At 60.7% G+C, this 20,639-nt stretch carries 26 protein-coding genes; 15 read left to right on the top strand and 11 right to left on the bottom strand.

Annotation, left to right across the window (positions count from 1 at the left end; translation table 11 throughout):
• Positions 1-3: 3 nt before the first annotated feature.
• The 3 genes from HX817_RS07630 (at position 4) to HX817_RS07620 (ending at position 2,002) form a co-directional block, all read left to right on the top strand.
• Complete coding sequence (locus tag HX817_RS07630) at positions 4-609, top strand: arylesterase (RefSeq protein WP_177040065.1); 606 nt, start codon at positions 4-6, stop codon at positions 607-609.
• 58 nt (positions 610-667) lie between these two features.
• Positions 668-961, top strand: a complete 294-nt coding sequence (locus tag HX817_RS07625) for a hypothetical protein (protein ID WP_003218723.1) — start codon at positions 668-670, stop codon at positions 959-961.
• 72 nt (positions 962-1,033) lie between these two features.
• A complete protein-coding gene (locus HX817_RS07620; RefSeq protein ID WP_017477366.1) occupies positions 1,034-2,002 on the top strand; it encodes a L,D-transpeptidase family protein in 969 nt (322 codons plus the stop codon).
• A gap of 132 nt (positions 2,003-2,134) precedes the next feature.
• Here HX817_RS07620 and oprI read toward each other — a convergent pair whose 3' ends face one another.
• Complete coding sequence (gene oprI / locus HX817_RS07615; protein ID WP_003172710.1) at positions 2,135-2,386, bottom strand: outer membrane lipoprotei OprI; 252 nt, start codon at positions 2,384-2,386, stop codon at positions 2,135-2,137.
• Positions 2,387-3,012: 626 nt separating this feature from the next.
• Here oprI and HX817_RS07610 point away from each other — a divergent pair.
• Positions 3,013-3,294, top strand: a complete 282-nt coding sequence (locus HX817_RS07610; RefSeq protein WP_003189869.1) for a GNAT family N-acetyltransferase — start codon at positions 3,013-3,015, stop codon at positions 3,292-3,294.
• Between the two features lie 115 nt (positions 3,295-3,409).
• On the opposite strand, the gene HX817_RS07605 is transcribed toward HX817_RS07610, so the two are convergent.
• Complete coding sequence (locus HX817_RS07605; RefSeq protein WP_003218719.1) at positions 3,410-4,486, bottom strand: 3-deoxy-7-phosphoheptulonate synthase; 1,077 nt, start codon at positions 4,484-4,486, stop codon at positions 3,410-3,412.
• Between the two features lie 133 nt (positions 4,487-4,619).
• A complete protein-coding gene (locus HX817_RS07600) occupies positions 4,620-5,054 on the bottom strand; it encodes a PilZ domain-containing protein (RefSeq protein WP_177040064.1) in 435 nt (144 codons plus the stop codon).
• On the opposite strand from HX817_RS07600, the gene HX817_RS07595 reads away from it, so the two are divergent.
• The 5 genes from HX817_RS07595 to cysB all read left to right on the top strand — a co-directional run bounded on the left by HX817_RS07595 (position 5,053) and on the right by cysB (position 8,979).
• On the top strand, positions 5,053-5,445 hold the full coding sequence (locus HX817_RS07595) for a thioredoxin (protein ID WP_102605075.1): 393 nt from the start codon (positions 5,053-5,055) through the stop codon (positions 5,443-5,445). The two genes, HX817_RS07600 and HX817_RS07595, sit on opposite strands and share 2 nt — an antisense overlap.
• A complete protein-coding gene (locus HX817_RS07590) occupies positions 5,442-6,404 on the top strand; it encodes a putative 2-dehydropantoate 2-reductase (RefSeq protein ID WP_102368441.1) in 963 nt (320 codons plus the stop codon). The genes HX817_RS07595 and HX817_RS07590 overlap by 4 nt, the downstream gene beginning before the upstream one ends.
• Before the next feature lie 14 nt (positions 6,405-6,418).
• Entirely contained in the window at positions 6,419-7,336 is a 918-nt protein-coding gene (locus HX817_RS07585; RefSeq protein WP_003218711.1) for a 5'-nucleotidase, read from the top strand.
• A gap of 63 nt (positions 7,337-7,399) precedes the next feature.
• A complete protein-coding gene (locus HX817_RS07580) occupies positions 7,400-7,900 on the top strand; it encodes a universal stress protein (protein ID WP_003218709.1) in 501 nt (166 codons plus the stop codon).
• Between the two features lie 104 nt (positions 7,901-8,004).
• Positions 8,005-8,979, top strand: coding sequence for an HTH-type transcriptional regulator CysB (cysB, locus tag HX817_RS07575; RefSeq protein ID WP_003218707.1), 975 nt, complete (start codon positions 8,005-8,007; stop codon positions 8,977-8,979).
• A gap of 5 nt (positions 8,980-8,984) precedes the next feature.
• Here the strand turns inward: cysB and HX817_RS07570 are convergent, their stop codons facing one another.
• Both HX817_RS07570 and HX817_RS07565 read right to left on the bottom strand, forming a co-directional pair.
• Positions 8,985-9,467: a GreA/GreB family elongation factor gene (locus HX817_RS07570; RefSeq protein ID WP_177040063.1), complete on the bottom strand. Its 483-nt coding sequence runs from the start codon at positions 9,465-9,467 to the stop codon at positions 8,985-8,987.
• A gap of 15 nt (positions 9,468-9,482) precedes the next feature.
• Positions 9,483-9,851, bottom strand: coding sequence for a hypothetical protein (locus HX817_RS07565; RefSeq protein ID WP_003218702.1), 369 nt, complete (start codon positions 9,849-9,851; stop codon positions 9,483-9,485).
• Positions 9,852-9,982: 131 nt separating this feature from the next.
• On the opposite strand from HX817_RS07565, the gene earP reads away from it, so the two are divergent.
• Both earP and HX817_RS07555 read left to right on the top strand, forming a co-directional pair.
• Positions 9,983-11,116, top strand: coding sequence for an elongation factor P maturation arginine rhamnosyltransferase EarP (gene earP, locus HX817_RS07560; protein WP_177040062.1), 1,134 nt, complete (start codon positions 9,983-9,985; stop codon positions 11,114-11,116).
• 49 nt (positions 11,117-11,165) lie between these two features.
• Positions 11,166-11,738, top strand: coding sequence for an elongation factor P (locus tag HX817_RS07555; RefSeq protein WP_003218698.1), 573 nt, complete (start codon positions 11,166-11,168; stop codon positions 11,736-11,738).
• A 67-nt stretch (positions 11,739-11,805) separates the two neighbouring features.
• On the opposite strand, the gene HX817_RS07550 is transcribed toward HX817_RS07555, so the two are convergent.
• From HX817_RS07550 to HX817_RS07535, 4 genes are all read right to left on the bottom strand, one after another.
• The gene (locus tag HX817_RS07550) at positions 11,806-12,822 is read right to left on the bottom strand and encodes an alpha/beta hydrolase (protein WP_177028755.1); all 1,017 of its coding nucleotides are present in this window, start codon (positions 12,820-12,822) and stop codon (positions 11,806-11,808) included.
• A gap of 25 nt (positions 12,823-12,847) precedes the next feature.
• The gene (locus tag HX817_RS07545; protein WP_003218695.1) at positions 12,848-13,267 is read right to left on the bottom strand and encodes an organic hydroperoxide resistance protein; all 420 of its coding nucleotides are present in this window, start codon (positions 13,265-13,267) and stop codon (positions 12,848-12,850) included.
• 253 nt (positions 13,268-13,520) lie between these two features.
• The gene (locus HX817_RS07540; RefSeq protein ID WP_003218693.1) at positions 13,521-13,973 is read right to left on the bottom strand and encodes a MarR family winged helix-turn-helix transcriptional regulator; all 453 of its coding nucleotides are present in this window, start codon (positions 13,971-13,973) and stop codon (positions 13,521-13,523) included.
• A gap of 77 nt (positions 13,974-14,050) precedes the next feature.
• Positions 14,051-15,001, bottom strand: a complete 951-nt coding sequence (locus tag HX817_RS07535; RefSeq protein ID WP_177040061.1) for a LysR family transcriptional regulator — start codon at positions 14,999-15,001, stop codon at positions 14,051-14,053.
• Positions 15,002-15,109: 108 nt separating this feature from the next.
• Here HX817_RS07535 and HX817_RS07530 point away from each other — a divergent pair, with 108 nt between their 5' ends.
• Positions 15,110-15,859, top strand: coding sequence for a sulfite exporter TauE/SafE family protein (locus HX817_RS07530; protein ID WP_087693650.1), 750 nt, complete (start codon positions 15,110-15,112; stop codon positions 15,857-15,859).
• Here HX817_RS07530 and HX817_RS07525 read toward each other — a convergent pair.
• Entirely contained in the window at positions 15,849-16,730 is an 882-nt protein-coding gene (locus tag HX817_RS07525; RefSeq protein ID WP_023659060.1) for a LysR family transcriptional regulator, read from the bottom strand. The two genes, HX817_RS07530 and HX817_RS07525, sit on opposite strands and share 11 nt — an antisense overlap.
• A gap of 70 nt (positions 16,731-16,800) precedes the next feature.
• Between HX817_RS07525 and HX817_RS07520 the strand changes: the two genes are divergently transcribed.
• Positions 16,801-17,007, top strand: coding sequence for a DUF1127 domain-containing protein (locus HX817_RS07520; protein WP_003218685.1), 207 nt, complete (start codon positions 16,801-16,803; stop codon positions 17,005-17,007).
• Positions 17,008-17,052: 45 nt separating this feature from the next.
• Positions 17,053-18,282: a winged helix-turn-helix domain-containing protein gene (locus tag HX817_RS07515; protein WP_177040060.1), complete on the top strand. Its 1,230-nt coding sequence runs from the start codon at positions 17,053-17,055 to the stop codon at positions 18,280-18,282.
• On the opposite strand, the gene HX817_RS07510 is transcribed toward HX817_RS07515, so the two are convergent.
• On the bottom strand, positions 18,262-19,608 hold the full coding sequence (locus HX817_RS07510; protein WP_003218681.1) for a class II 3-deoxy-7-phosphoheptulonate synthase: 1,347 nt from the start codon (positions 19,606-19,608) through the stop codon (positions 18,262-18,264). The two genes, HX817_RS07515 and HX817_RS07510, sit on opposite strands and share 21 nt — an antisense overlap.
• A 118-nt stretch (positions 19,609-19,726) precedes the next feature.
• Between HX817_RS07510 and HX817_RS07505 the strand changes: the two genes are divergently transcribed.
• Positions 19,727-20,482 (top strand): spermidine synthase, encoded by a 756-nt coding sequence (locus HX817_RS07505; protein WP_008437778.1) that lies wholly within the window; start codon positions 19,727-19,729, stop codon positions 20,480-20,482.
• Positions 20,483-20,639 lie beyond the last annotated feature (157 nt).

Raw genomic sequence — 20,639 nt, 5'->3', positions numbered from 1 at the left:
CCAATGCGAATGTGTTTTTTGAGTGCTGGCCTGGCCTTGATGTGCATGGCCCAGAACGCAGCGGCGGGTACAGTCCTGATCGTTGGCGATAGTATCAGTGCCGGTTTCGGGCTGGATACCAGCAAAGGGTGGGTAGCGTTGTTGGGACAACGGCTCAAGAGCGAAGGTTTCGACGATAAAGTGGTCAACGCCTCTATCAGCGGCGACACCAGTGCCGGGGGCCTGGCACGGCTGCCGGCGGCGCTTGCAGAGCATAAGCCGGACCTGGTGATCATCGAGCTGGGCGGCAATGACGGCCTGCGTGGGCAGCCCCCCGAGCAATTGAAACAAAATCTTGCATCGATGATTGAACAGTCCAAGGACAGTGGTGCCAAGGTGCTGCTGCTGGGCATGCAGTTGCCGCCTAATTACGGGCCGAAATACACCACCGCGTTTGCTAATGTCTACCCGGCCCTGGCCAAGGAAAAAAGCGTCCCGCTGGTGCCGTTTTTCCTTGAAGGCGTCGGTGGTCATCCGGACCTGATGCAGGCTGACCAATTGCACCCGGCGGTTGGCGCGCAGGGCAAGTTGCTGGAAAATGTCTGGCCAACGCTAAAACCACTGCTATGACGCTTTTCTAGCAGCGGTCTTTCGGCTAAGGTGGCGCCCCCCCGATTTGGAGCCCCCGATGTCGCGTCCTGCCTGGTCACTGTTTGCCTACCAACTGATCGAGCCTGACGAACAGCTGGATCTGTTCGCCTGCCAGGAAGTCCGGGTGCATCTGGTGACGCGTCAATTGGAGTTGGGCGGGTCCATCGACCGCACCCTCTGCGGCACGTTGTTGCCTGCCCAGCCGCGCTGGTCATCGGTGGATCGCTCGATCTTCCAGGACCAGCGTTTGTGCCCCCTGTGCCGGGCGATCCTCGAGTCGCAAAAACGCGGCACACCGCCGATCTGGCCAGAGCTGCGCTTCGAGCTTTGAATATGGGTGCCCGCCGGGCAGCCGTGTACAATCCATTTTCTACTACCCGTCGATCTGCGAAGGAATTCCCGGATGTTGTCGCGCCTTTCCGCCGTCACCTGCTGCCTGTCTCTCGCTGCGCTCTGCGCGGCCGGTCCTGCTGCAGCCTTGCAGTTGCCTTTGCCGCCACCGGGTGAAGATATCGTTGGCCAGGTCCAGGTGATCAAGGCCAAGTACGAAGATACCTTCGCGGACCTCGGCACCACCTACGACCTGGGTTATTCGGAGATGGTCGCGGCCAACCCGGGCGTGGATGCCTGGCTGCCGGGAGCGGGTACCGAGATCGTGTTGCCGACGCGCTTCATCCTGCCGCCCGGCCCGCGTGAAGGCATCGTGATCAACCTGGCGGAGTACCGGCTCTACTACTACCCCAAGGGCCAGAACGTGGTGTACACGTTCCCGTTGGGGATTGGCCGTGAAGGCTGGGGCTCGCCAGTGGCCCACACCACCATCACGGGCAAGATCCCGAACCCGACCTGGACCCCGCCAGCCTCGATCAAGGCAGAACACGCCGCCAATGGCGACCCGTTGCCCAACGTCGTGCCGGCCGGCCCGGACAACCCGCTGGGGCCGTTCAAGTTCACCCTCGGCACGCCGGGCTACCTGATCCACGGTTCCAACATGAAGTTCGGCATCGGTACCCGTACCAGCCACGGTTGCTTCCGCATGTTCAACAACAACGTGCTGGAAATGGCCGACATGGTGCCGGTGGGCACGTCGGTGCGGATTATCAACGACGCCTACAAGTTCGGCGCGGCCGGGGGCAAGGTCTACCTGGAGGCCCATACGCCGCTGAACGACGATGGCACCCCATCGGTCGTCGACAAGCACACCGCCGTCATCAACGCCTTGCTCAAGCGTGAAGACCTTTCCAGCAACCTGCGGGTCAACTGGGACCAGGTGCGTGACGTGGTTGCGGCCGAAGACGGTATCCCGACGGAAATCGGTGTGCCGGGCGGGGCGCCGATGGTGTCGAGTACGCCGGTCGATCTGCAGCAGTAAGCCTGCACGATCCATAACCCGTTATCGCCTCGCGCGGTGACGGGTTTTTTATTGTCTGGAATCCAGCCAAATCACAGGCAAAAAAAAGCCGATCCAAGAATGGATCGGCTTGATAACAACCCCGGAGGATTATTACTTGCGGCTTGCTTTTTCAAGCATGCGCAGAGCGCGCTCGTTAGCTTCGTCAGCAGTCTGTTGTGCTTTTTGAGCAGCAGCCAGAGCTTCATCAGCTTTACGGTAGGCTTCGTCTGCACGAGCCTGGGAGCGTGCTGCTGCGTCTTCAGTTGCAGTCAGACGAGCTTCGGTTTCTTTGGAGACGCTGCTGCAACCGGTAGCCAGAACTGCGGCCAGAGCCAGAGCAGAGAATTTCAGAACGTTGTTCATCGTGTTCCCCTTCAAGGACTTTCTATTAAATGGCTACTTTCTCAGAGTGAGCTAATAGCCGGCGTACATACTACCCATTACTTGTAGTAAGTAAACTGACGTAGCGCAAGAAGCAAAAAAAATTCTCGCGCCCAATCTATTTTGGCTAATCTTTCGAGAGTCTGTATAAAAAATATGCAGATTTTTGCACTCGGCCGAGGATTGGATCCAGCCTGAAAGGGCCGGCTGGCATGTGTTAAGCCATGTAAACATAAGTCGTTTTATATATCGTCCCTGACACTATTGTTCAGATTGTCTTTTCGCCATTCGGTATCTTTTGTGCATGTTGAGGTGACTTTAAGAGCGCGTGTTCGTCTCAAGCTTCAACTGCCGGCAATGTTCAGGCCATCGACGTAAGGAATCTCGATTGGCCCTTTCTATGTCCGCCAGCGCAACGGAAGACGAGCGCGTCTTGAGCAATTGTGCGATTGGCGCCTACTATTTCCCTGTGCTGGTTGTGAGCGCTAGTGCAAGGCACTGGCCGCTTTTCTCGTTGTCGAAACCGGCACCGGGTGGCGTAGATGTTCCTTCGCCGGAAAAACATCGGTAAGGTAGGGGTCAGAAACCAAGACCCGCGAGGAGTAGTGATGAGCGAGGCGTTGTCCATCCACCATGACCAGGCTGGTCATCAGTTCGAGACCAATGTGGACGGTCATCGTGCCTATCTGACCTATATGGATCTCGGGAAGCAGACCCTGGATATCTATCGCACCTTCGTGCCCAACGCATTGCGCGGCCGTGGCATTGCTGCCGCGCTGACCGAGGAAGCGTTGAAGTTCGCCGAAGAGGCAGGTTATACGGTGATCCCGTCCTGCTCCTACGTTGAGCGCTACATGGAGCGCCACCAGCGCCATGCCGCGAAGCTTTGAGCATTGAGTAGGGCGGTACGCAGAGCATCCCAGGATGCATTCCCACGCAGGGCGGGGGGAACGATCAAAAAAAACGCCGGGTTTAGCCCGGCGTTTTTGTGTCCGCAGTCTGTGCTCAGCCGCGCTGGCGCTTGGGCAACACGTCCTTGAGCTTGGCGTGCATGCTGCGCAAGGTGGTCTCGGTGGCAGACCAGTCGATGCACGCATCGGTGATCGACACGCCGTATTGCAGGTCGGCCAGGTCCTTTGGAATCGCCTGGCAGCCCCAGTTCAGGTGGCTTTCGACCATCAGGCCGATGATCGACTGGTTGCCTTCCAGAATCTGGTTGGCCACGTTCTCCATCACCAGCGGTTGCAGGGCCGGGTCCTTGTTGGAGTTGGCGTGGCTGCAATCGACCATGATGTTCGGCTTGATCTTCGCCTTGTTCAGCGCCTGTTCGCACAGGGCCACGCTGACCGAATCATAGTTGGGCTTGCCATTGCCGCCACGCAGTACCACGTGACCGTAGGCGTTGCCCTTGGTGGTGACGATGGACACGCCACCTTCCTGGTTGATGCCCAGGAAGCGGTGCGGGCTGGAGACCGACTGCAGGGCGTTGATCGCCACGGTCAGGCCGCCATCGGTACCGTTCTTGAAACCCACGGCCGAGGACAGGCCGGAAGCCATTTCGCGGTGAGTCTGGGATTCGGTGGTGCGTGCACCAATTGCCGACCAGCTGATCAGGTCTTGCAGGTACTGCGGGGAAATCGGGTCCAGGGCTTCGGTTGCCGTCGGCAGGCCCATTTCCGCCAGGTCCAGCAGCAATTGACGACCGATGTGCAGGCCGTCCTGGATCTTGAACGAGTCGTCCAGGTACGGGTCGTTGATCAAGCCTTTCCAGCCGACGGTGGTACGCGGCTTCTCGAAATAGACACGCATCACCAGGTACAAGGTGTCGGACACTTCCGCCGCCAGCACCTTCAGGCGCTCGGCGTATTCGTGGGCAGCCTTGAGGTCATGGATCGAGCACGGCCCGATGACCACGAACAGGCGGTGGTCGGTGCCGTCGAGAATCTCACGGATGACTTCGCGGCCCTTGGTGACGGTCTGCAGGGCAGCGTCGCTCAGGGGGATTTCGCGCTTGAGCTGATCGGGCGTGATCAGGGTCTCGTTGGATTCGACGTTAAGGTCGTTGATCGGTAAATCAGCCATCGTGTTACTCGTCAGGGTCACGGGTGCCGGCCGCCAGCGATCCCCGTGCGGCGGAGCACAGCATGATTTAAGTGCAGCGGGGAGCGGAACCTTAGCGCGTTACAAGGCTGCGAGACAATGGGCAACGTCCGCTTTAATCCAGCGCTGGCAGCACAAAAGCCTCATGGGAGAACTCGCCGGCATGGCGCGTGACCCATTCCCGGGCCAGCGCTTCGCTCTGTCCGGGTGTGGGCTCGGCGCCTTCGTGGAGGCGGCAGTACCGTTCGATCTGGCACACTTGCTCACCCATCCGCGCACCGAACAAGGCCTGCTCATCGGTAAAGGCAATGTCGACGCGGTAGCCGTTTTCGGCCTTGCGGCACCATGCCACATAGCCCGGATAGCGGGCCGTCTGGCCCAGTGAGGGGATGTGCAACTCGATGGCCGCGCCCTGGCGCCAGGCGCGCGGGCAATTGCATGCGACGCCGCCCAGGCCGATAGTGTGCAGCCGTTGGCGGGAAATGCCGGAAATGGGGCGTTGGGTTATTTCGACAGCGACATCATCAGGGTGAGGAAAGAAACGACCCATGCACACGGACTCCGAGCACCGTCCAGTTGACGGCGGTGGCAGCAGTATAGTGAAAGAACTGCAACTTACCGACCTGGATATCGACCAGCAATTACTGGGGCTTCCCGGCACGTCGCTGGTGGTGTTTACCGGTGACGGCTGCTCGCGTTGCCGCTTCCTGCACCAGCAACTGCCGGGGTGGGACTTGCCGGTGGACCGGGTGTGCTGGGTAGATGCGGGTCACAATGGCGGGGCAGTGGAGCGCTACGAGATCTTTCACCTGCCAGCGTTGTTTGTGGTGTGTAACGGGAAATTCCATGGAATATTAGCGTCACTGACGCGTCTGACCGCCAGCGACCTGACTCAAGGTGTGCAGCAGGCGCTCAAACGAATACCAGAGGAGTTGCCATGACCGAAGTAACAAAACAGTCGCCACGGATCGGGATCATCGGCACCGGGGCCATTGGTGGCTACTACGGTGTGATGCTCGCGCGCGCCGGCTTCGATGTGCATTTCCTGCTGCGCAGCGAGTACGCGGCGGTCAGCGAGCGCGGCCTGCAACTCAACAGCACGATCCACGGAACCGTGCACCTTCACCCGGTACAGGCTTATGCCCGCGCCGCCGACATGCCGCCGTGCGACTGGCTGCTGGTGGGCACCAAATCGACCGGGAATGTCGAACTGGCCCCGACCATCGCTCAAGTTGCCGCCCCGGACGCCAGGATAATCCTGTTGCAAAATGGCCTCGACGTAGAGGACAGCCTGCGTGAACACCTGCCGCCGTCGCTGCACCTGCTGGGTGGCCTGTGCTACATCGGCGTGCACCGTTCCGGTCCCGGGATCGTCGAGCATCAGGCGCTGGGCCGGGTCAACCTGGGTTACCACAGTGGCCCCGCGGCCAACGATGACAACGGTCGGCAAGCCATCGTCGAAGAAGGCGCCGCGCTGTTTCACCAGGCCGGTATCGATTCCCAGGCCATGGCCAATGTGCACCAGGCGCGCTGGCATAAACTGGTGTGGAACGTGCCTTACAACGGTCTCTCGGTAGTGTTCGGCACGGGCACCACGGCGATGATGGCGGATGAGTCCAGCCGCGAACTGATCCAGGCGCTGATGGCCGAAGTGGTGCAGGGCGCCCACGCCTGCGGGCATGAGATTCCCGCCAGTTACGCCGGGCAGATGTTCACCATGACCGAGAGCATGGATGACTACTTGCCCAGCATGTATCACGATTACGTGCACAAGCGCCCGCTGGAACTGGCGGCGATCTACGCGCGCCCCTTGGCCGCGGCCAACGCGGCGGGTTGTGAATTGCCACGCATGCAGGCGCTGTATCAGGCCTTGAGTTTTATGGATCGGCATAACCGCTGATTGGGGGGAACACCATGGCGAAGGGATTGGGCGACAAACTGGTGCTGGCGATTTCCTCGCGAGCGCTGTTCGACCTGAGCGAGAGCCACAAGGTCTACCTGGCCCAGGGCGTCGAGGCGTACCGCAAGTACCAGATCGACCACGAGGAAGAAACCCTCGAGCCCGGTGACGCCTTCCCGCTGGTGAAGAAACTCCTGAGCCTCAACGCCAGCCTCGGCCGCGCCCGGGTCGAGGTGGTGCTGGTGTCGCGCAACAGTGCCGACACCGGCTTGCGTGTATTCAATTCGATCCAGCATTACGGGCTCGACATCTCCCGCGCGGCGTTTGTCGGCGGGCGCAGCCCTTATCCTTATCTGGCGGCGTTTGGCTGCCACCTGTTTCTGTCCACCCATGCCGAGGATGTGCGCAGCGCCCTGGATGCCGGGTTTGCCGCAGCGACGATTCTGTCGGGCGGCGCAGGTCGGGCCTCCAGTGCTGAATTGCGGATCGCCTTCGATGGCGACGCGGTGCTGTTTTCCGACGAGTCCGAGCGCGTTTATCAGTCGGGTGGCCTTGAAGCCTTCCAGGCCAGCGAGCGCGAATCCGCCCGCGAGCCGTTGCGCGGCGGCCCGTTCAAGGGCTTCCTGGCGGCACTCAACCTGTTGCAGCGCGAGTTCCCCGACGAGTCCTGCCCCATCCGCACTGCGCTGGTGACTGCCCGTTCGGCGCCTTCCCACGAGCGGGTGATTCGCACGCTGCGCGAGTGGGATATCCGTCTCGACGAGTCGCTGTTTCTTGGTGGCCTGGAGAAGTCGGCGTTCCTCGAAGCCTTCGCCGCCGATGTGTTTTTCGATGACCAGGAAGGGCATTGCGAGAAGGCCCGGGAGTTCGTGGCTACCGGTCACGTCCCCCATGGCATCAGTAACGAGTTGAAAATTCAGACCGAGGGCTGAGCACTGCCAAAGGCGCTGCTAAGCTGAATCAATCCCCGCCATCCTGGCTGCCCAGGAGGTTCTATGATTCGTTCGATGCTGTACGCCACTGACCTCGGTCTGTATGCCCCCTATGTGATGCAACATGCCCTGGCGCTGGCGCGAACGTTCAAGGCTGATCTGTATGTGATTCACGTGGTCGAGCCCATCGGGCTGTTCGCCGAATCGGTGTTGCAGAGCTACCTTGATGAGAAGGCCTTGAGTGAATGGCAAAGCCAGGGCCTGACGACGGTGATGGCGACCATCGAGCAACGGGTGCTCGACAGTTTTCGCGAGGAGCTGGGGGACGGGGAGCAGGACCTCAAGTTGATCCGTTCGGTGCGGGTGATCCAGGGTGATCCTTGTGAAGTGATTCTCGACCAGTCGCAGAAACTCTCTGTGGATTTGTTGATCGTAGGTAGTCACAGCCAGGCGGTCGGGGTGGCAACACCCCTGGGGAGAACCGCAGCACGGGTGCTGCAGCTGTCCCAGGTGCCGGTGTACCTGGTGCCGCTGTTGCAGCGTCGACGCAGTGACGACGTGTGATTGGTAGAAAACGATAAAAAGTTCTAGATTTATCCGTCTAACCTTTAATATAGTTATATACCGTCGCTGATACCCGTGGCGTCTATCCGCTTTGAGGGACACATATGAAGCTTCAACAACTGCGCTACATCTGGGAAGTGGCGCACCACGACCTCAACGTTTCCGCTACTGCTCAAAGCCTTTACACCTCGCAACCCGGTATCAGCAAGCAGATCCGCCTGCTCGAAGATGAGTTGGGCGTTGAAGTGTTCGCACGCAGCGGCAAGCACCTGACCCGTGTCACCCCGGCCGGTGAGCGCATCATCACCACCGCCGGCGAGATCCTGCGCAAGGTCGAAAGCATCAAGCAGATCGCCCAGGAATTCTCCAACGAGAAAAAGGGCACCCTGTCGATCGCCACCACCCACACCCAGGCGCGTTATGCGCTGCCGCCGGTGATCAGCAGCTTTATCAAGCAGTACCCGGACGTGGCCTTGCACATGCACCAGGGCTCGCCGATGCAGATCGCCGAGATGGCCGCCGACGGCACCGTCGATTTCGCGATTGCCACCGAAGCGCTGGAATTGTTCGGCGACCTGGTGATGATGCCGTGCTACCGCTGGAACCGTTGCGTCGTGGTCCCACAAGGCCACCCATTGGCCAAGCTGCCGAAGCTGACCCTGGAAGCCCTGGCTGAATACCCGATCGTGACTTACGTGTTCGGTTTCACCGGCCGTTCGAAACTCGACGAAGCCTTCAGCCATCGCGGCCTGACGCCGAAAGTGGTGTTCACCGCGGCTGACGCCGACGTCATCAAGACTTATGTGCGCCTGGGCCTGGGTGTCGGTATCGTCGCCAAGATGGCGGTCGACACCAAGCTCGACAACGACCTGGTGGTGCTCGATGCCAGCGAGCTGTTCGAGTCCAGCGTGACCAAGATCGGCTTCCGTCGTGGCACCTTCCTGCGTGGTTTCATGTGCGACTTCATTGAAAAATTCGCGCCGCACCTGACGCGCGAAGTGATGGCCAAGGCCATCCAGTGCCACAACAAGCAGGAACTGGAAGAGCTGTTCGACGGCGTTGAACTACCGGTTCACTGATCGGCTTACTTCACCTCGGTAACAGCAAACTGTTGCCGAGCGCCCCCCACCAGAATCTCCACCTCATCCCCTTCGAACTTGCCCAACAGGCTTTTGCCCAGGGGCGAGCGTGGGGTGATGACGGTCACTGGTTGCCCCACCACATCGACCTTCAAGCCTGCGCCGTCCGGCGCCAGGAATAGCCACTGCTGGCGATCGTTTTCATCTGCCAACCCCAGTAATGCGCCCACTTCGATGCCGCGCTGGTCATCGTAGGCCCGCAGCTGTATGTTCTGGCAGAGCGTCAGCGCCTGCCGGATCTCCTCGACGCGTCGGGCCTGGCCGGCTGCCAGGTAAGAAGCCTCCAGGCCCAGGGTGTCGTACTTGTTCTCGGCGATGTTTTCTTCGTGGGTCGCGGTTTCGTACGCGGTTTGCGCGGCGCGCTGGGCGATATCGAGATCGACCGCGAGCTTGTCCAAAACCAACTGGTGAACGGCGTGTTTATTCATGGGCGGCTTTCGTGATCAATCGCAAAATTGCAGGACGTTGGCCCGGCTCTTGTCGTTGGGGGCGTTCTGGTCCTGTTGCAGCCAGAACTGGCATTTGGGGTTGGACAGGTTGCGCGGGTTGTTGCGGGCCTGGTCCAGGGTTTGCTGTTGCTCCTGCTTGCGCAGGTTCTCCTGGTACTGCTCGAACATCCGGTTCGGCGGCTCCGGTGCAACCACCTCCGGCTTGCCCAGTTGCTGCACCACTCGGGCCACCGGCGCCACGGTTTGCTCGGGCAGGTAGCGGGAAGCCAGCCACACGCTCAGCACAATGGCGATAAACCCCAGCCACAGGCCGAAGGCCACAGCGATACTGAGCTTGAACAGCGAGAACGAACGATCAGACATGGTGGCCTCCTGGCAGGCACGTGCGGCATGGCGCCGATTGTCCCACAGCCGCGCGCAGAATAATCGCGATCAACCCTTCTGTATCGAGGCATTTATACGGACAATCGAGCCTTTGAGCGTTGGAGCCCGGAATGAAAGCCCGCTGGGATATTTTTTGCAGCGTCGTCGATAACTACGGCGACATCGGCGTGACCTGGCGCCTGGCCCGGCAATTGGTGGCGGAACAAGGGTGTGCGGTGCGCTTGTGGGTCGATGACCTGCGGGCGTTCGAACGCATGTGCCCCGAGATTGATGTGCAGGTGCACCAGCAATGGCAAGAGGGCGTCGACGTGCGCTACTGGCCCTCCGACTGGCCGGCGACCGACGCGGCAGACGTGGTGATCGCTGCGTTCGCCTGTCAATTGCCGCCTGACTACATGGAGGCGATGGCCGCACGCGACCGCACGCCGCTGTGGATGAACCTGGATTACCTGAGCGCCGAAGACTGGGTGGTCGGCTGCCACGGTTTGCCCTCGGTGAAATTCAAGGGCGTGCAAAAGTACTTCTTCTTTCCCGGATTCCGTCCCGGCACCGGCGGCTTATTGCGTGAGGCGGGGCTGCTGGAACAGCGCGATACCTTCCAGCAAGACGCCGCCGCCCGGCAGCAGTTTCTGCAGGCGCTTGGGGTTTTCCCGGTGGACGGTGCGCGGATGATGTCGTTGTTCGCCTATGAAAACGCCGGGCTGGCCAGTTGGCTCGACGTGCTGGCGGCCGATGGGCGCGCCACTCATCTGCTGGTGCCGGAAGGGCGGATCCTCGGAGATGTGCAGGGCTGGCTGGGGGTCGAGTCATTGGAAGTAGGTGATGTGCACCGGCGCGACGGGTTGACCGTGCAAGTGCTGCCGTTTGTGCGCCAGGAGCAATACGACCGGCTGTTGTGGTGCTGCGACTTCAACGCCGTGCGCGGCGAAGACTCGTTCGTGCGGGCGCAATGGGCCGGGCGGCCACTGTTGTGGCATATCTATCGCCAGGACGAAGACATTCACCTGGACAAGCTCGATGCGTTCCTTGAGCTGTATACCGAAGGTCTGTCTCCGGCTGCGAAAGTCGCGTTGGTCGGCCTTTGGCAGGCCTGGAACGCTGATGGCAATATGGCACTTTGCTGGAAAATGCTGCTGGAACACTGGCCGGAAGTGACCGCGAACGCCGAGAAATGGGCTCTGGAACAAGGCTCGCGGACCGATCTTGCGACGGCGCTGGTACAGTTTTATGTAAATTGGATATGATACGCGACCTTGATTTTTGTAAATCCCATCCAAATTTCGGATATTCGCAATGAAAACTGGTAAAGAACTGAAACCCGGTACAGTGATCCGTCTCGAAAACGACCCTTGGCTGGTTCAGAAAGCTGAGTTCACCAAGTCTGGTCGTAACAGCGCAATCATGAAGACCAAGCTGAAGAACCTGCTGACCGGTTACAAGACCGAGATCGTCTACAGCGCCGATGACAAACTGGACGACGTGATCCTCGACCGCAAAGAAGCGACCCTGTCCTTCATCAGCGGCGACACCTACACGTTCATGGACACCACCGACTACACCATGTACGAGCTGAACGCTGAAGACATCGAAGCCGTTCTGCCGTTCGTGGAAGAAGGCATGGAAGACGTCTGCGAAGCTATCTTCTTCGAAGACCGTCTGGTTTCCGTAGAGCTGCCGACCACTATCGTGCGTAAGGTTGCCTACACCGAAGGTTCCGCTCGCGGCGACACTTCGGGCAAGGTGATGAAGCCTGCCAAGCTGGCTAACGGTACCGAACTGCAAGTAGCCGATTTCATCGAAATCGACGACCTGATCGAGATCGACACCCGTGAAGGTGGTTCGTACAAAGGTCGCGCCAAGAAGTAATTCTTGCGCCACCGGTACGATAAAAAAAGCCCGACCATGCGTCGGGCTTTTTTGTGGGTGCCGGTTTTTACTTCAGGTGTTGCTTCAGTTCCTCGGACGCCTGCAGCAGCGCCGAACGAACCTCCGGTACCTGGCTGACGACATTCAGCAAACCGTAGTCATGGATCATGCCGTTGTAGCGCACGGCGGTCACCGGTACACCGGCCTCATCCAGCTTGCGGGCATAGGCTTCGCCTTCGTCACGCAGCACGTCCGAGCCGGCGGTCTGAATCAACGCAGGTGGCAAACCCTTGAGCTGCGCGGTGCTTGCCCGCAGGGGCGACGCATAGATCTCGGCGCGCTGGTTGGTGTCGGTGGTGTAGTTGTCCCAGAACCACTTCATCATGTTGCGGGTCAGGAAGTGGCCTTCGGCAAACTGGTTGTAGGACCCGGTGTCGAAGTTGGCGTCGGTCACCGGCCACAACAGCAGTTGGAACTTGATTGACGGAGTGCCCCTGTCCTTGGCCATCAGGCTGACCACCGCTGCCATGTTGCCGCCGACGCTGTTGCCGGCGACGGCCAGGCGTTTGCCATCGACGTTGATCTCGCTACCGTGTTCGGCCACCCACTTGGTTGCCCCGTACGCCTGGTTGATCGCCACCGGGTAGTGCGCTTCAGGTGATGGCGTGTAGTTGACGAACACCGCCGCCGCTCCCGACCCCACCACCAGGTCACGTACCAGACGCTCGTGGGTCGGGAAATCCCCGAGTACCCAGCCACCGCCGTGGAAGAACATGAACACCGGCAATGTGCCCTTGACCCCGGCCGGACGCACGATGGTCAGGCTCAGCGGCTGGCCATCGACCTGAATGGTCTTCTGGCTCACGTCGGCCTTGGGCAGCGTCAGTTTCACGCCTGACTGTGCACCTGTCAGCACCGCACGGGCTTCCCTGGGCGTCAGTTGCTCCATCGGTTTGCCGGTGCCGGCGTTCAGTACATCGAGAAACGCCTGGGTGTTGTGCTCCACGTCACCGCCGGCCGCAAAGGCATTGGTGATCGAGAAGGCGAGCAGGGTGCCGGTGAGTACTTTGCCAAATGTGTTCATGTTCTTCTCCAAAAAACCGCGTGGGTCAGACGGTTACGTGCAGGCGTACATCGACGTTGCCACGGGTGGCGTTGGAGTAAGGGCAGACCTGGTGCGCAGCGTCGACCAGGCTTTGCGCGTCGTCCTGGGCCAGGCCGGGCAAGCTGACGTGCAGGTCGATGTCCAGGCCGAAACCGCCGGGGATTTGACCGATGCCGACGTGGGCAGTGATCGAAGCGTCATCCGGGATTTTGCGTTTGGTCTGGCTGGCGACGAATTTCAGGGCGCCGATGAAGCAGGCTGAGTAGCCGGCGGCGAACAGTTGTTCCGGGTTGGTGGCCTGGCCACCCGCGCCGCCCAGTTCTTTTGGCGTGGAGAGTTTTACATCGAGGATGTTGTCGCTGGAAACAGCACGACCATCACGGCCGCCGGTGGCGGTGGCTACTGCGGTGTAGAGAGCTTGCATGGTGATTTCCTCGTCAGTGTTTGCGCTAAATGTTTGTGCGCTAAGTAAGTGGCGAGGTGAATGTATCGCGCTAATAGTTAGCGCGCAAGATATATTTGGAAAATATTTTGCGTGCTTTGATAGCCAGGCATTGCACAAACAAATGTGGGAGCGGGCTTGCTCGCGAATGCGGTGTGACAGTCACTAGATGCATTGACTGATCCACCGCATTCGCGAGCAAGCCCGCTCCCACATTTTTTGATGCGTGGTGCCTTTAGAGGGAGACTTGCAGGTTTTTTCGCAGTGCCAGTAAATCGCCCTGCAGCTTGCGCAACTGCTCGATGTCCAGCCCGCTGGCGCCCAGGATGCACTGTGGAATATCCATGGCTTTGTCCCGCAGGGCGCGCCCGGCCTCGGTCAATTCAACCACCACCACGCGCTCGTCTTCGCGGCTGCGGGTGCGGCTGAGCAGGCCTTCGGCTTCCAGGCGCTTGAGCAGCGGCGTCAGGGAGCCGGGATCCGTCAGCAGGCGATTGCTGATTTCGCCTACGGTCAAGCCATCCTCTTCCCACAGCACCATCATGGCCAGGTACTGCGGATAGGTCAGGCCGAGGGCTTGCAGCAGCGGTTTGTAGACCTTGGTCATCAACAACGAGGTGGAATGCAGGGCAAAACACAGCTGGTTGTCGAGCAACAAGGATTCGCAGGTATCGAGGGGCTTGGTCATGGCAGTGCCTTAAAACGTGTCTGGTTTCGAATCTAGCGGGCAAATCTTTAACGCGCCAGACAATTCTGTCCGGCCGGTCAACCCAGGCCGCTTTGCAGTGCCAGGTCCCAGGGCGGCACAGGGCTGAAGCGCGCCTTGAGGTATTCCAGCAACAAGCGGCTGCGGGCGTTGGCGTGTTGCTCCAGGCGTAGCGCATAGATGCCCGCGGTTTCAGGAGTCGGCAGGCCGTTCTCGCAGAACAGCGGGACCAGTTCACCGCGCACCAGGTATTCACTGGCGAGCCAGGTGGGCAGGTGGGCAACACCCAGTCCGGCCAGCGCGCCTGAAAGCAGGGCTTCGGCGTTATTGGCGCTCATGCGAATGCGCTGCGGGCGGTAGGTGGATTTGCGCCCATCGAGCTCAAAACGCCAGGCGAACATCGGTGCCAGGCCTTCCCAGTCCAGGCCGTCATGCTCGCTTAACTGGCTGGGATGGGTCGGCGTGCCACGGCTTTTCAGGTAGGCCGGGCTTGCGCAAGCGATACGCACGATGCTGGCCAGTGGCGTGGCAATCAGCCGGGTGTCGACGATATGCCCGGCCCGCAGCACCAGGTCGACCTTGCCCAGATGCTCGCCCTGCATGTCGACAAAGCTGTCGATCAAGTGCAGGTGCACGTCCAGTCCCGGATAGACGTTGAGAAAGTCAGCGATGGCAGGCGCCAAATGCCGCCTGCCGAAAGCCGCCGGTGCGTCCACGCGGATCAAGCCTTCAGGCGCATGACTCAGCGACACCGCTTCGGTCCGCGCCAGTTGCAGTTCGCTGACAATCCGCCGGGCGCGCTCGGCAAACGCCAGGCCGGCGGGTGTCGGCACCACCGCATGGGTGCTGCGTTGAAACAGCCGGCTACCCACCGAGCTTTCCAGGCTGTCGATGCGCCGCGCCACGGCCGAGGGCGTGAGCGGGTGACGGCGCGCGGCTGCGGAAAAGCTGCCGGCTTCCAGTACGTCGAGAAACAGGCTCAGTTGATCGGTCAATGTATTGGGGTTCATCAGCGTCTGCTTGTGCGAGATTGGCACAGCCATTGTGCGTTGCTGTGCGTTTCCGCACCAGAGCGGACTGCGTAGCATGCAAGGCCTGGGAACAGCAGGAGCGAGCGGGTGGCAGATTTAGCGTTGTATTTAATGCTGGGCGTAGCGTTGGGCACGGTCGGTGGCTTGTTCGGCATCGGCGGCGGGCTGATTGCCATTCCCGTGCTGGGGGTATTTTTCGGCCTCGACCAGCAGATCGCCCAAGGCACGGCCCTGGTGATGGTGGTGCCGAATGTGATGCTGGCGTTGTGGCGTTATCACCAGCGCAACCGGATTGAATTGCGTCATGCACTGCCGTTGGGCGTGATGGGTTTTTCCTTCGCCTGGCTGGGCTCGATCTGGGCGGTGGGGATCGATGCTGACGTGATGCGGGTGGGTTTTATCGCGTTTCTGCTGGTATTGGCGTCCTACAACCTGCTGCGAATGTTTACCCACAATGCACCGCCGTCAGCGCAGATGCGTTATTCCTGGCCGTGGCTTGGGGTGTTGGGCGCGGCGTCGGGCTCCATGGGTGGCTTGTTCGGGGTGGGCGGTGCAGTGGTTGCCACGCCGGTGCTGACCAGCATCTTCGGCACCAGCCAGGTGGTGGCCCAAGGGCTGTCGCTGGCCCTGGCGCTGCCGAGCACCAGCGTGACCCTGGTGACCTACGCCTGGCACCACGAAGTGGACTGGCTGATCGGCGTGCCTTTGGCCGTCGGCGGTTTGCTCAGTATCAGTTGGGGCGTGAAAGTCGCCCACGCCATGCCGGAGCGCATGTTACGCGGGCTGTTCTGCGGGTTCCTGGCGGTGTGTGCGGTGATGCTGACGTTTAAAGTTTGAAGCCTTCGAGGATGTATTCGGCGAGGCATTCGGTAATCGGCGAGGTGGTGCGCGGGTTGCGCAACAGCCGCAGGTTGACCGACGGCAGCGGCGGAAAACCGTCCGCTGTGCCCAATATGCGCAGGTCTTCGGTCACCAGGCTTTCCATATTGATCGTGACGGCCAGGCCGGCACCCACCACTGCCAGGATCGCGGCCCCGTTGGAGCTGTGATACGCCAGTCGGTACTCCTGCCCCTGGGCGTCCAGCGCGGCGCGTGCCCACTGCGTGCAAAAACTGTCGAGGCCGGAAATGGCCAGGGGCAGGGCGCTGTGCTCATCCATGCAGAAGCAGGGCGCCGCCACCCACACCATGCGTTCATGGCGCAGCAGTTCGCCGATTTCATTTCCCGGTTCGCGGCTGATAACGGTCAGGTCGAGGTCCCGGCGCTGCATCAGCACCGGCGACGACTCGCAGTGCATTTCAATCTGGATCAGCGGGTAAGCCTTGGAGAAGCGCTTGAGAATCCCCGGCAAGTAGCGCATCACGTAATCGTCCGGGGTGCCGATGCGCACCAACCCGACCATGTGCGGCTCGCGCAGGGTGTTGAACACCTCGCTGTGCAGCTTCAGGATCCTGCGGGCATAGCCCAATAGCACCTGGCCTTCCGGAGTCAGCCGCACCTGGCGACCATCGCGCTCGAACAACTTGCGCTGCAACACATCTTCTTCCAGGCGTTTCATCTGCATGCTCACCGCCGACTGGGTGCGGTTGACCTGCTCGCCGGCGCGGGTAAAGCCCCCTTGATCAGCGATGGCGACGAAGGTGCGCAGCACCTCGGTGTCGATACTCGGGTAGCTGGACAATTGATCAATCTCCGAGATGTATTGCATAAGAAACATTCGTTGGATTGATCATAGCGCCAGGCACAGACTTCAGTCATCCCCACTGGAGGGCGAGATGATGAAAGGTCAAAGAGGCTTTGTACTGATGGCGAAGCGGCCGTTTTCCGGGCTGCTTCAACTGGGTTCCCGGTGGATGGCCGTGCACCGTGAGCGTCAGCTGTTGATGAGCATGAGCGATGAGGCGCTCAAGGACATCGGGCTCAACCGTGGCGATGTCGAGCAGGAAAGCCGCCGGCATTTTTGGGAAGACCCGCTGCGAAAATGACTCGGGATGCAGTAGGGTGGTTCGCGAGCACACAAGGAGATGCCCATGCCCGCAGAACTGTCCGTTTCCCTCAAGCAGGCGCGACGCCTGGCGCTGGCCGCCCAGGGTTTTTCCGGGCGCCAGCCGCCGGCGTTGATCAAGGCGGCGCAGGTCAATCGCCTGGTTGAGCGTTTGGGCGTGTTGCAGATTGATTCGGTAAATGCGGTGGTGCGTTCGCACTACCTGCCGCTGTTTTCCCGTCTGGGGCATTACTCTCCGTTGATTCTAGAACAGGCCGCCTGGAGTTCGGGGCGGCGCCGCTCGCTGTTCGAATATTGGGGCCATGAGGCGTCGTTGTTGCCAATGGCGCTGTACCCATTGATGCGCTGGCGCATGGAACGGGCGGCCCGGGGGCAGGGGATCTATCAGCAAATGGCGCGTTTTGGTCGCGAGCAGCAGGCCACCATCGCCCGGGTGCTGGGCATCGTCGAACAACAAGGCGCCCTGGGTGCGGGCAGTTTGTCGACCCGCGAGGAGCGCGCCGGCCCGTGGTGGGACTGGAGCGATGAAAAGCATGCGCTGGAATGGTTGTTCGCCGCCGGCCAGGTGACCGTCGCCGGGAGGCGGGGTTTTGAGCGTTTGTATGACCTGCCGGAGCGTGTGATCCCGGCCGACATTCTCCAGCAACCCCCCTTGGACGAGGCTGAGGCGCAACGCGGTTTGCTGCTGCACAGCGCCACGGCGCTGGGGGTGGGCACTGAAAAAGACCTGCGCGACTACTTCCGTCTGGACCCGGCCGACAGCCGTGGGCGCCTGGCGGAGCTGGTCGAGGATGGGCAATTGATCACCTGCGACGTGCAGGGCTGGAAACAGCCGGCTTATTGCCTGCCCGAGCCGAAAGTCCCGCGCAAGGTGCCTGCCAGCGCACTGTTATCGCCTTTTGATTCGCTGATCTGGGAGCGCAGCCGTACCGAGCGGTTGTTCGATTTCCGCTATCGGCTGGAGATCTACACGCCCCAGGACAAGCGGGTATATGGCTACTACGTGCTGCCGTTCCTGCACAACGAGCGGATTGCCGCGCGCGTGGATCTGCGGGCGGAGCGGGCGGCCGGACGCCTGGCGGTGTATGCCGTTCACGAGGAAGAGCCGGGGCTGGACGAGGAGGGCATGCGCGCGCTGGCCCTGAATCTGCGGCAGATGGCCGACTGGCTCGGGCTTGAGCAGATACAGCTCAATTGCCAGCGGGCCAGTGCGGCACGGTTGCGGGTAGAGCTTTTAACGCTTGACCTGTTTTAGCGTCTCGGCAATCAGGAATGCCAATTCCAGCGACTGATCGGCATTCATCCGTGGGTCGCAGTGGGTGTGGTAGCGGTCCGACAGCCCGTCTTCAGTAATCGGCCGCGCGCCACCGATGCACTCGGTGACGTTCTGCCCGGTCATCTCGATATGAATCCCGCCGGCGTAAGTGCCTTCGGCTTCATGCACCTGGAAGAACTCCTTCACCTCACTGAGAATCTGCGCGAAGTCCCGTGTCTTGTAGCCGCTGCTGGCCTTGATGGTGTTGCCGTGCATCGGGTCGGAACTCCACAGCACCTGTTTGCCCTCGCGCTGAACGGCGCGGATAAGGTTGGGCAGATGGTCGCCGACCTTGTTGGCACCCATGCGCGCAATCAGGTTCAGGCGGCCCGGGTCGTTGTCCGGGTTGAGGATGTCGATCAGGCGGATCAGGTCGTCGGGGTTCATGCTCGGGCCGACCTTGACCCCGATCGGGTTGTTCACCCCGCGCAGGAATTCGACGTGGGCACCGTCCAGTTGGCGGGTGCGATCACCGATCCAGAGCATGTGTGCCGAGCAGTCGTAATAGTCGTTGGTCAGGCTGTCGCGGCGCACGAAGGCTTGTTCGTAGTTGAGCAGCAGCGCTTCGTGGGCGGTGAAGAAACTGGTCTCGCGCAGTTGCGGCGAGCTGTCCATGCCACAGGCACGCATGAAGGCCAGGGTTTCGTCGATGCGGTCGGCCAGTTGGCTGTACTTCTCGGCCAGGGCGGAGTTGGCGATGAAGTCCAGGTTCCACTTGTGCACCTGGTGCAGGTCGGCAAAACCGCCCTGGGCAAACGCCCGCAGCAGGTTCAGGGTGGCGGTGGACTGGTGGTAGGACTGCAGCAGGCGGTCCGGATCGGGCACGCGGCTTTTTTCGTCGAAGCCGATACCGTTGACGATATCGCCGCGGTAGGCGGGCAGGGTGATGCCGTCGATGGTTTCATCGTTGGAAGAGCGCGGCTTGGCGAACTGGCCCGCCATACGCCCGACCTTGACCACCGGGCAGCCGGCAGCGAAGGTCATCACAATCGCCATCTGCAGCAGCACCTTGAAGGTGTCGCGGATTTTTGCCGCCGAGAACTCGGCAAAACTCTCGGCGCAATCGCCGCCTTGCAACAGGAAGGCGCGACCCTGGGTCACCTCGGCAAACTGACGGCGCAACTCACGGGCTTCACCGGCAAACACCAGCGGCGGATAGCTCGCCAGGTTTTGCTCGACCTGCGACAAATGCGCGGCGTCAGGGTACTGGGGTTGTTGCTGGATCGGCAGGGCGCGCCAGCTGTCGGGGCTCCAGGGTTGGCTCATCATGAACTCGAGTGATTTGCGGTCGGGCCGTCATGTTATCAGCAATTAGTACGTGACCTGCTGCCGCCGGTTCGCCCACAATCCCGGCTTTCCCGTTGGCACGCCGTTAGGAGTTGCAATGTCTGAGGAGCGCGTCGAGCGCCTGCTGGCCGAGGTCCATGATGACTTCGGCATGATCCGCGTGCTGGAAGTGGCCGATTACCGCTTTCTCGAGTTTGGCGATGCCATCGAGCAGAGTTGTGTGTTTACTGCTGACCCGAGCTGGTTGGAGTATGACTACACCCGCGCGATGCTGATTGGTGCGTTGTGCCATGAGCAGCCGGAGAGTGCGTTGTTCCTGGGGTTGGGGGCTGGGACGTTGACCCAGGCTTGCCTGAAGTTTCTGCCTTTGGATGATGTGGAAGCCATCGAACTGCGGCCTGATGTGCCGCGTCTGGCCATTGAGTACTTGGGGCTGGATGATGATCCTCGGCTGTATATCCGCGTTGGGGATGCGTTGGAATTGCTGCCTTCGGCTGAGTCGGCGGACCTGATTTTTGTCGACCTGTATACGGATGTTGGCCCTGGCGTTGGGCATCTGGCCTGGACGTTTTTGGAGAACTGCCAGAAGAAGCTGAACCCGGGGGGGTGGTTGGTGATTAATCAGTGGGCTACGGATGATGGGAAGCCGTTGGGAGCGGCGTTGTTGCGTGGGTTGTATCACCGGCATTATTGGGAGTTGCCGGTGAAGGAGGGGAATGTGATTTTGCTGGTGCCGGCGGATCTGGATCAGGTGCTTGATGTGGCGGCGTTGTCTGCGCGGGCTGAGGGGTTGGCGTCGCGGTTGGGGTATTCGTTGCAGTCGCTGATCAAGGCGATTCGGCCGGCTACGTAGGGTTTTGATTGTGTACATATCCGTTGCTGCGGTAACGGCCGCTTATGGTTCCGCTCTTACAGCGGGTCACTTTTGGCAAACGCCCCAAAAGTAACCAAAAGGTCTTTGCCCCACCACTCGGTGCCTCGCTTAGGCTCGGCATGCCCGCACTCCGGCC

This window comes from Pseudomonas sp. C6002, from assembly GCF_013385805.1.
Taxonomy (GTDB): Bacteria; Pseudomonadota; Gammaproteobacteria; order Pseudomonadales; family Pseudomonadaceae; genus Aquipseudomonas.
The sequence above is the reverse complement of the archived record's forward strand: the minus strand, read 5'-3'. Positions and strand labels throughout refer to the sequence as shown.

Excerpts from the sequence above, each read along its gene's own strand:
- HX817_RS07630 (WP_177040065.1), top strand. The coding sequence starts at position 4 with ATGCGAATGTGTTTTTTGAGTGCTGGCCTGGCCTTGATGTGCATGGCC.
- HX817_RS07625 (WP_003218723.1), top strand. The coding sequence starts at position 668 with ATGTCGCGTCCTGCCTGGTCACTGTTTGCCTACCAACTGATCGAGCCT.
- HX817_RS07620 (WP_017477366.1), top strand. The coding sequence starts at position 1,034 with ATGTTGTCGCGCCTTTCCGCCGTCACCTGCTGCCTGTCTCTCGCTGCG.
- oprI (WP_003172710.1), bottom strand. The coding sequence starts at position 2,386 with ATGAACAACGTTCTGAAATTCTCTGCTCTGGCTCTGGCCGCAGTTCTG.
- HX817_RS07610 (WP_003189869.1), top strand. The coding sequence starts at position 3,013 with ATGAGCGAGGCGTTGTCCATCCACCATGACCAGGCTGGTCATCAGTTC.
- HX817_RS07605 (WP_003218719.1), bottom strand. The coding sequence starts at position 4,486 with ATGGCTGATTTACCGATCAACGACCTTAACGTCGAATCCAACGAGACC.
- HX817_RS07595 (WP_102605075.1), top strand. The coding sequence starts at position 5,053 with ATGCACACGGACTCCGAGCACCGTCCAGTTGACGGCGGTGGCAGCAGT.
- HX817_RS07600 (WP_177040064.1), bottom strand. The coding sequence starts at position 5,054 with ATGGGTCGTTTCTTTCCTCACCCTGATGATGTCGCTGTCGAAATAACC.
- HX817_RS07590 (WP_102368441.1), top strand. The coding sequence starts at position 5,442 with ATGACCGAAGTAACAAAACAGTCGCCACGGATCGGGATCATCGGCACC.
- HX817_RS07585 (WP_003218711.1), top strand. The coding sequence starts at position 6,419 with ATGGCGAAGGGATTGGGCGACAAACTGGTGCTGGCGATTTCCTCGCGA.
- HX817_RS07580 (WP_003218709.1), top strand. The coding sequence starts at position 7,400 with ATGATTCGTTCGATGCTGTACGCCACTGACCTCGGTCTGTATGCCCCC.
- cysB (WP_003218707.1), top strand. The coding sequence starts at position 8,005 with ATGAAGCTTCAACAACTGCGCTACATCTGGGAAGTGGCGCACCACGAC.
- HX817_RS07570 (WP_177040063.1), bottom strand. The coding sequence starts at position 9,467 with ATGAATAAACACGCCGTTCACCAGTTGGTTTTGGACAAGCTCGCGGTC.
- HX817_RS07565 (WP_003218702.1), bottom strand. The coding sequence starts at position 9,851 with ATGTCTGATCGTTCGTTCTCGCTGTTCAAGCTCAGTATCGCTGTGGCC.
- earP (WP_177040062.1), top strand. The coding sequence starts at position 9,983 with ATGAAAGCCCGCTGGGATATTTTTTGCAGCGTCGTCGATAACTACGGC.
- HX817_RS07555 (WP_003218698.1), top strand. The coding sequence starts at position 11,166 with ATGAAAACTGGTAAAGAACTGAAACCCGGTACAGTGATCCGTCTCGAA.
- HX817_RS07550 (WP_177028755.1), bottom strand. The coding sequence starts at position 12,822 with ATGAACACATTTGGCAAAGTACTCACCGGCACCCTGCTCGCCTTCTCG.
- HX817_RS07545 (WP_003218695.1), bottom strand. The coding sequence starts at position 13,267 with ATGCAAGCTCTCTACACCGCAGTAGCCACCGCCACCGGCGGCCGTGAT.
- HX817_RS07540 (WP_003218693.1), bottom strand. The coding sequence starts at position 13,973 with ATGACCAAGCCCCTCGATACCTGCGAATCCTTGTTGCTCGACAACCAG.
- HX817_RS07535 (WP_177040061.1), bottom strand. The coding sequence starts at position 15,001 with ATGAACCCCAATACATTGACCGATCAACTGAGCCTGTTTCTCGACGTA.
- HX817_RS07525 (WP_023659060.1), bottom strand. The coding sequence starts at position 16,730 with ATGCAATACATCTCGGAGATTGATCAATTGTCCAGCTACCCGAGTATC.
- HX817_RS07520 (WP_003218685.1), top strand. The coding sequence starts at position 16,801 with ATGAAAGGTCAAAGAGGCTTTGTACTGATGGCGAAGCGGCCGTTTTCC.
- HX817_RS07515 (WP_177040060.1), top strand. The coding sequence starts at position 17,053 with ATGCCCGCAGAACTGTCCGTTTCCCTCAAGCAGGCGCGACGCCTGGCG.
- HX817_RS07510 (WP_003218681.1), bottom strand. The coding sequence starts at position 19,608 with ATGAGCCAACCCTGGAGCCCCGACAGCTGGCGCGCCCTGCCGATCCAG.
- HX817_RS07505 (WP_008437778.1), top strand. The coding sequence starts at position 19,727 with ATGTCTGAGGAGCGCGTCGAGCGCCTGCTGGCCGAGGTCCATGATGAC.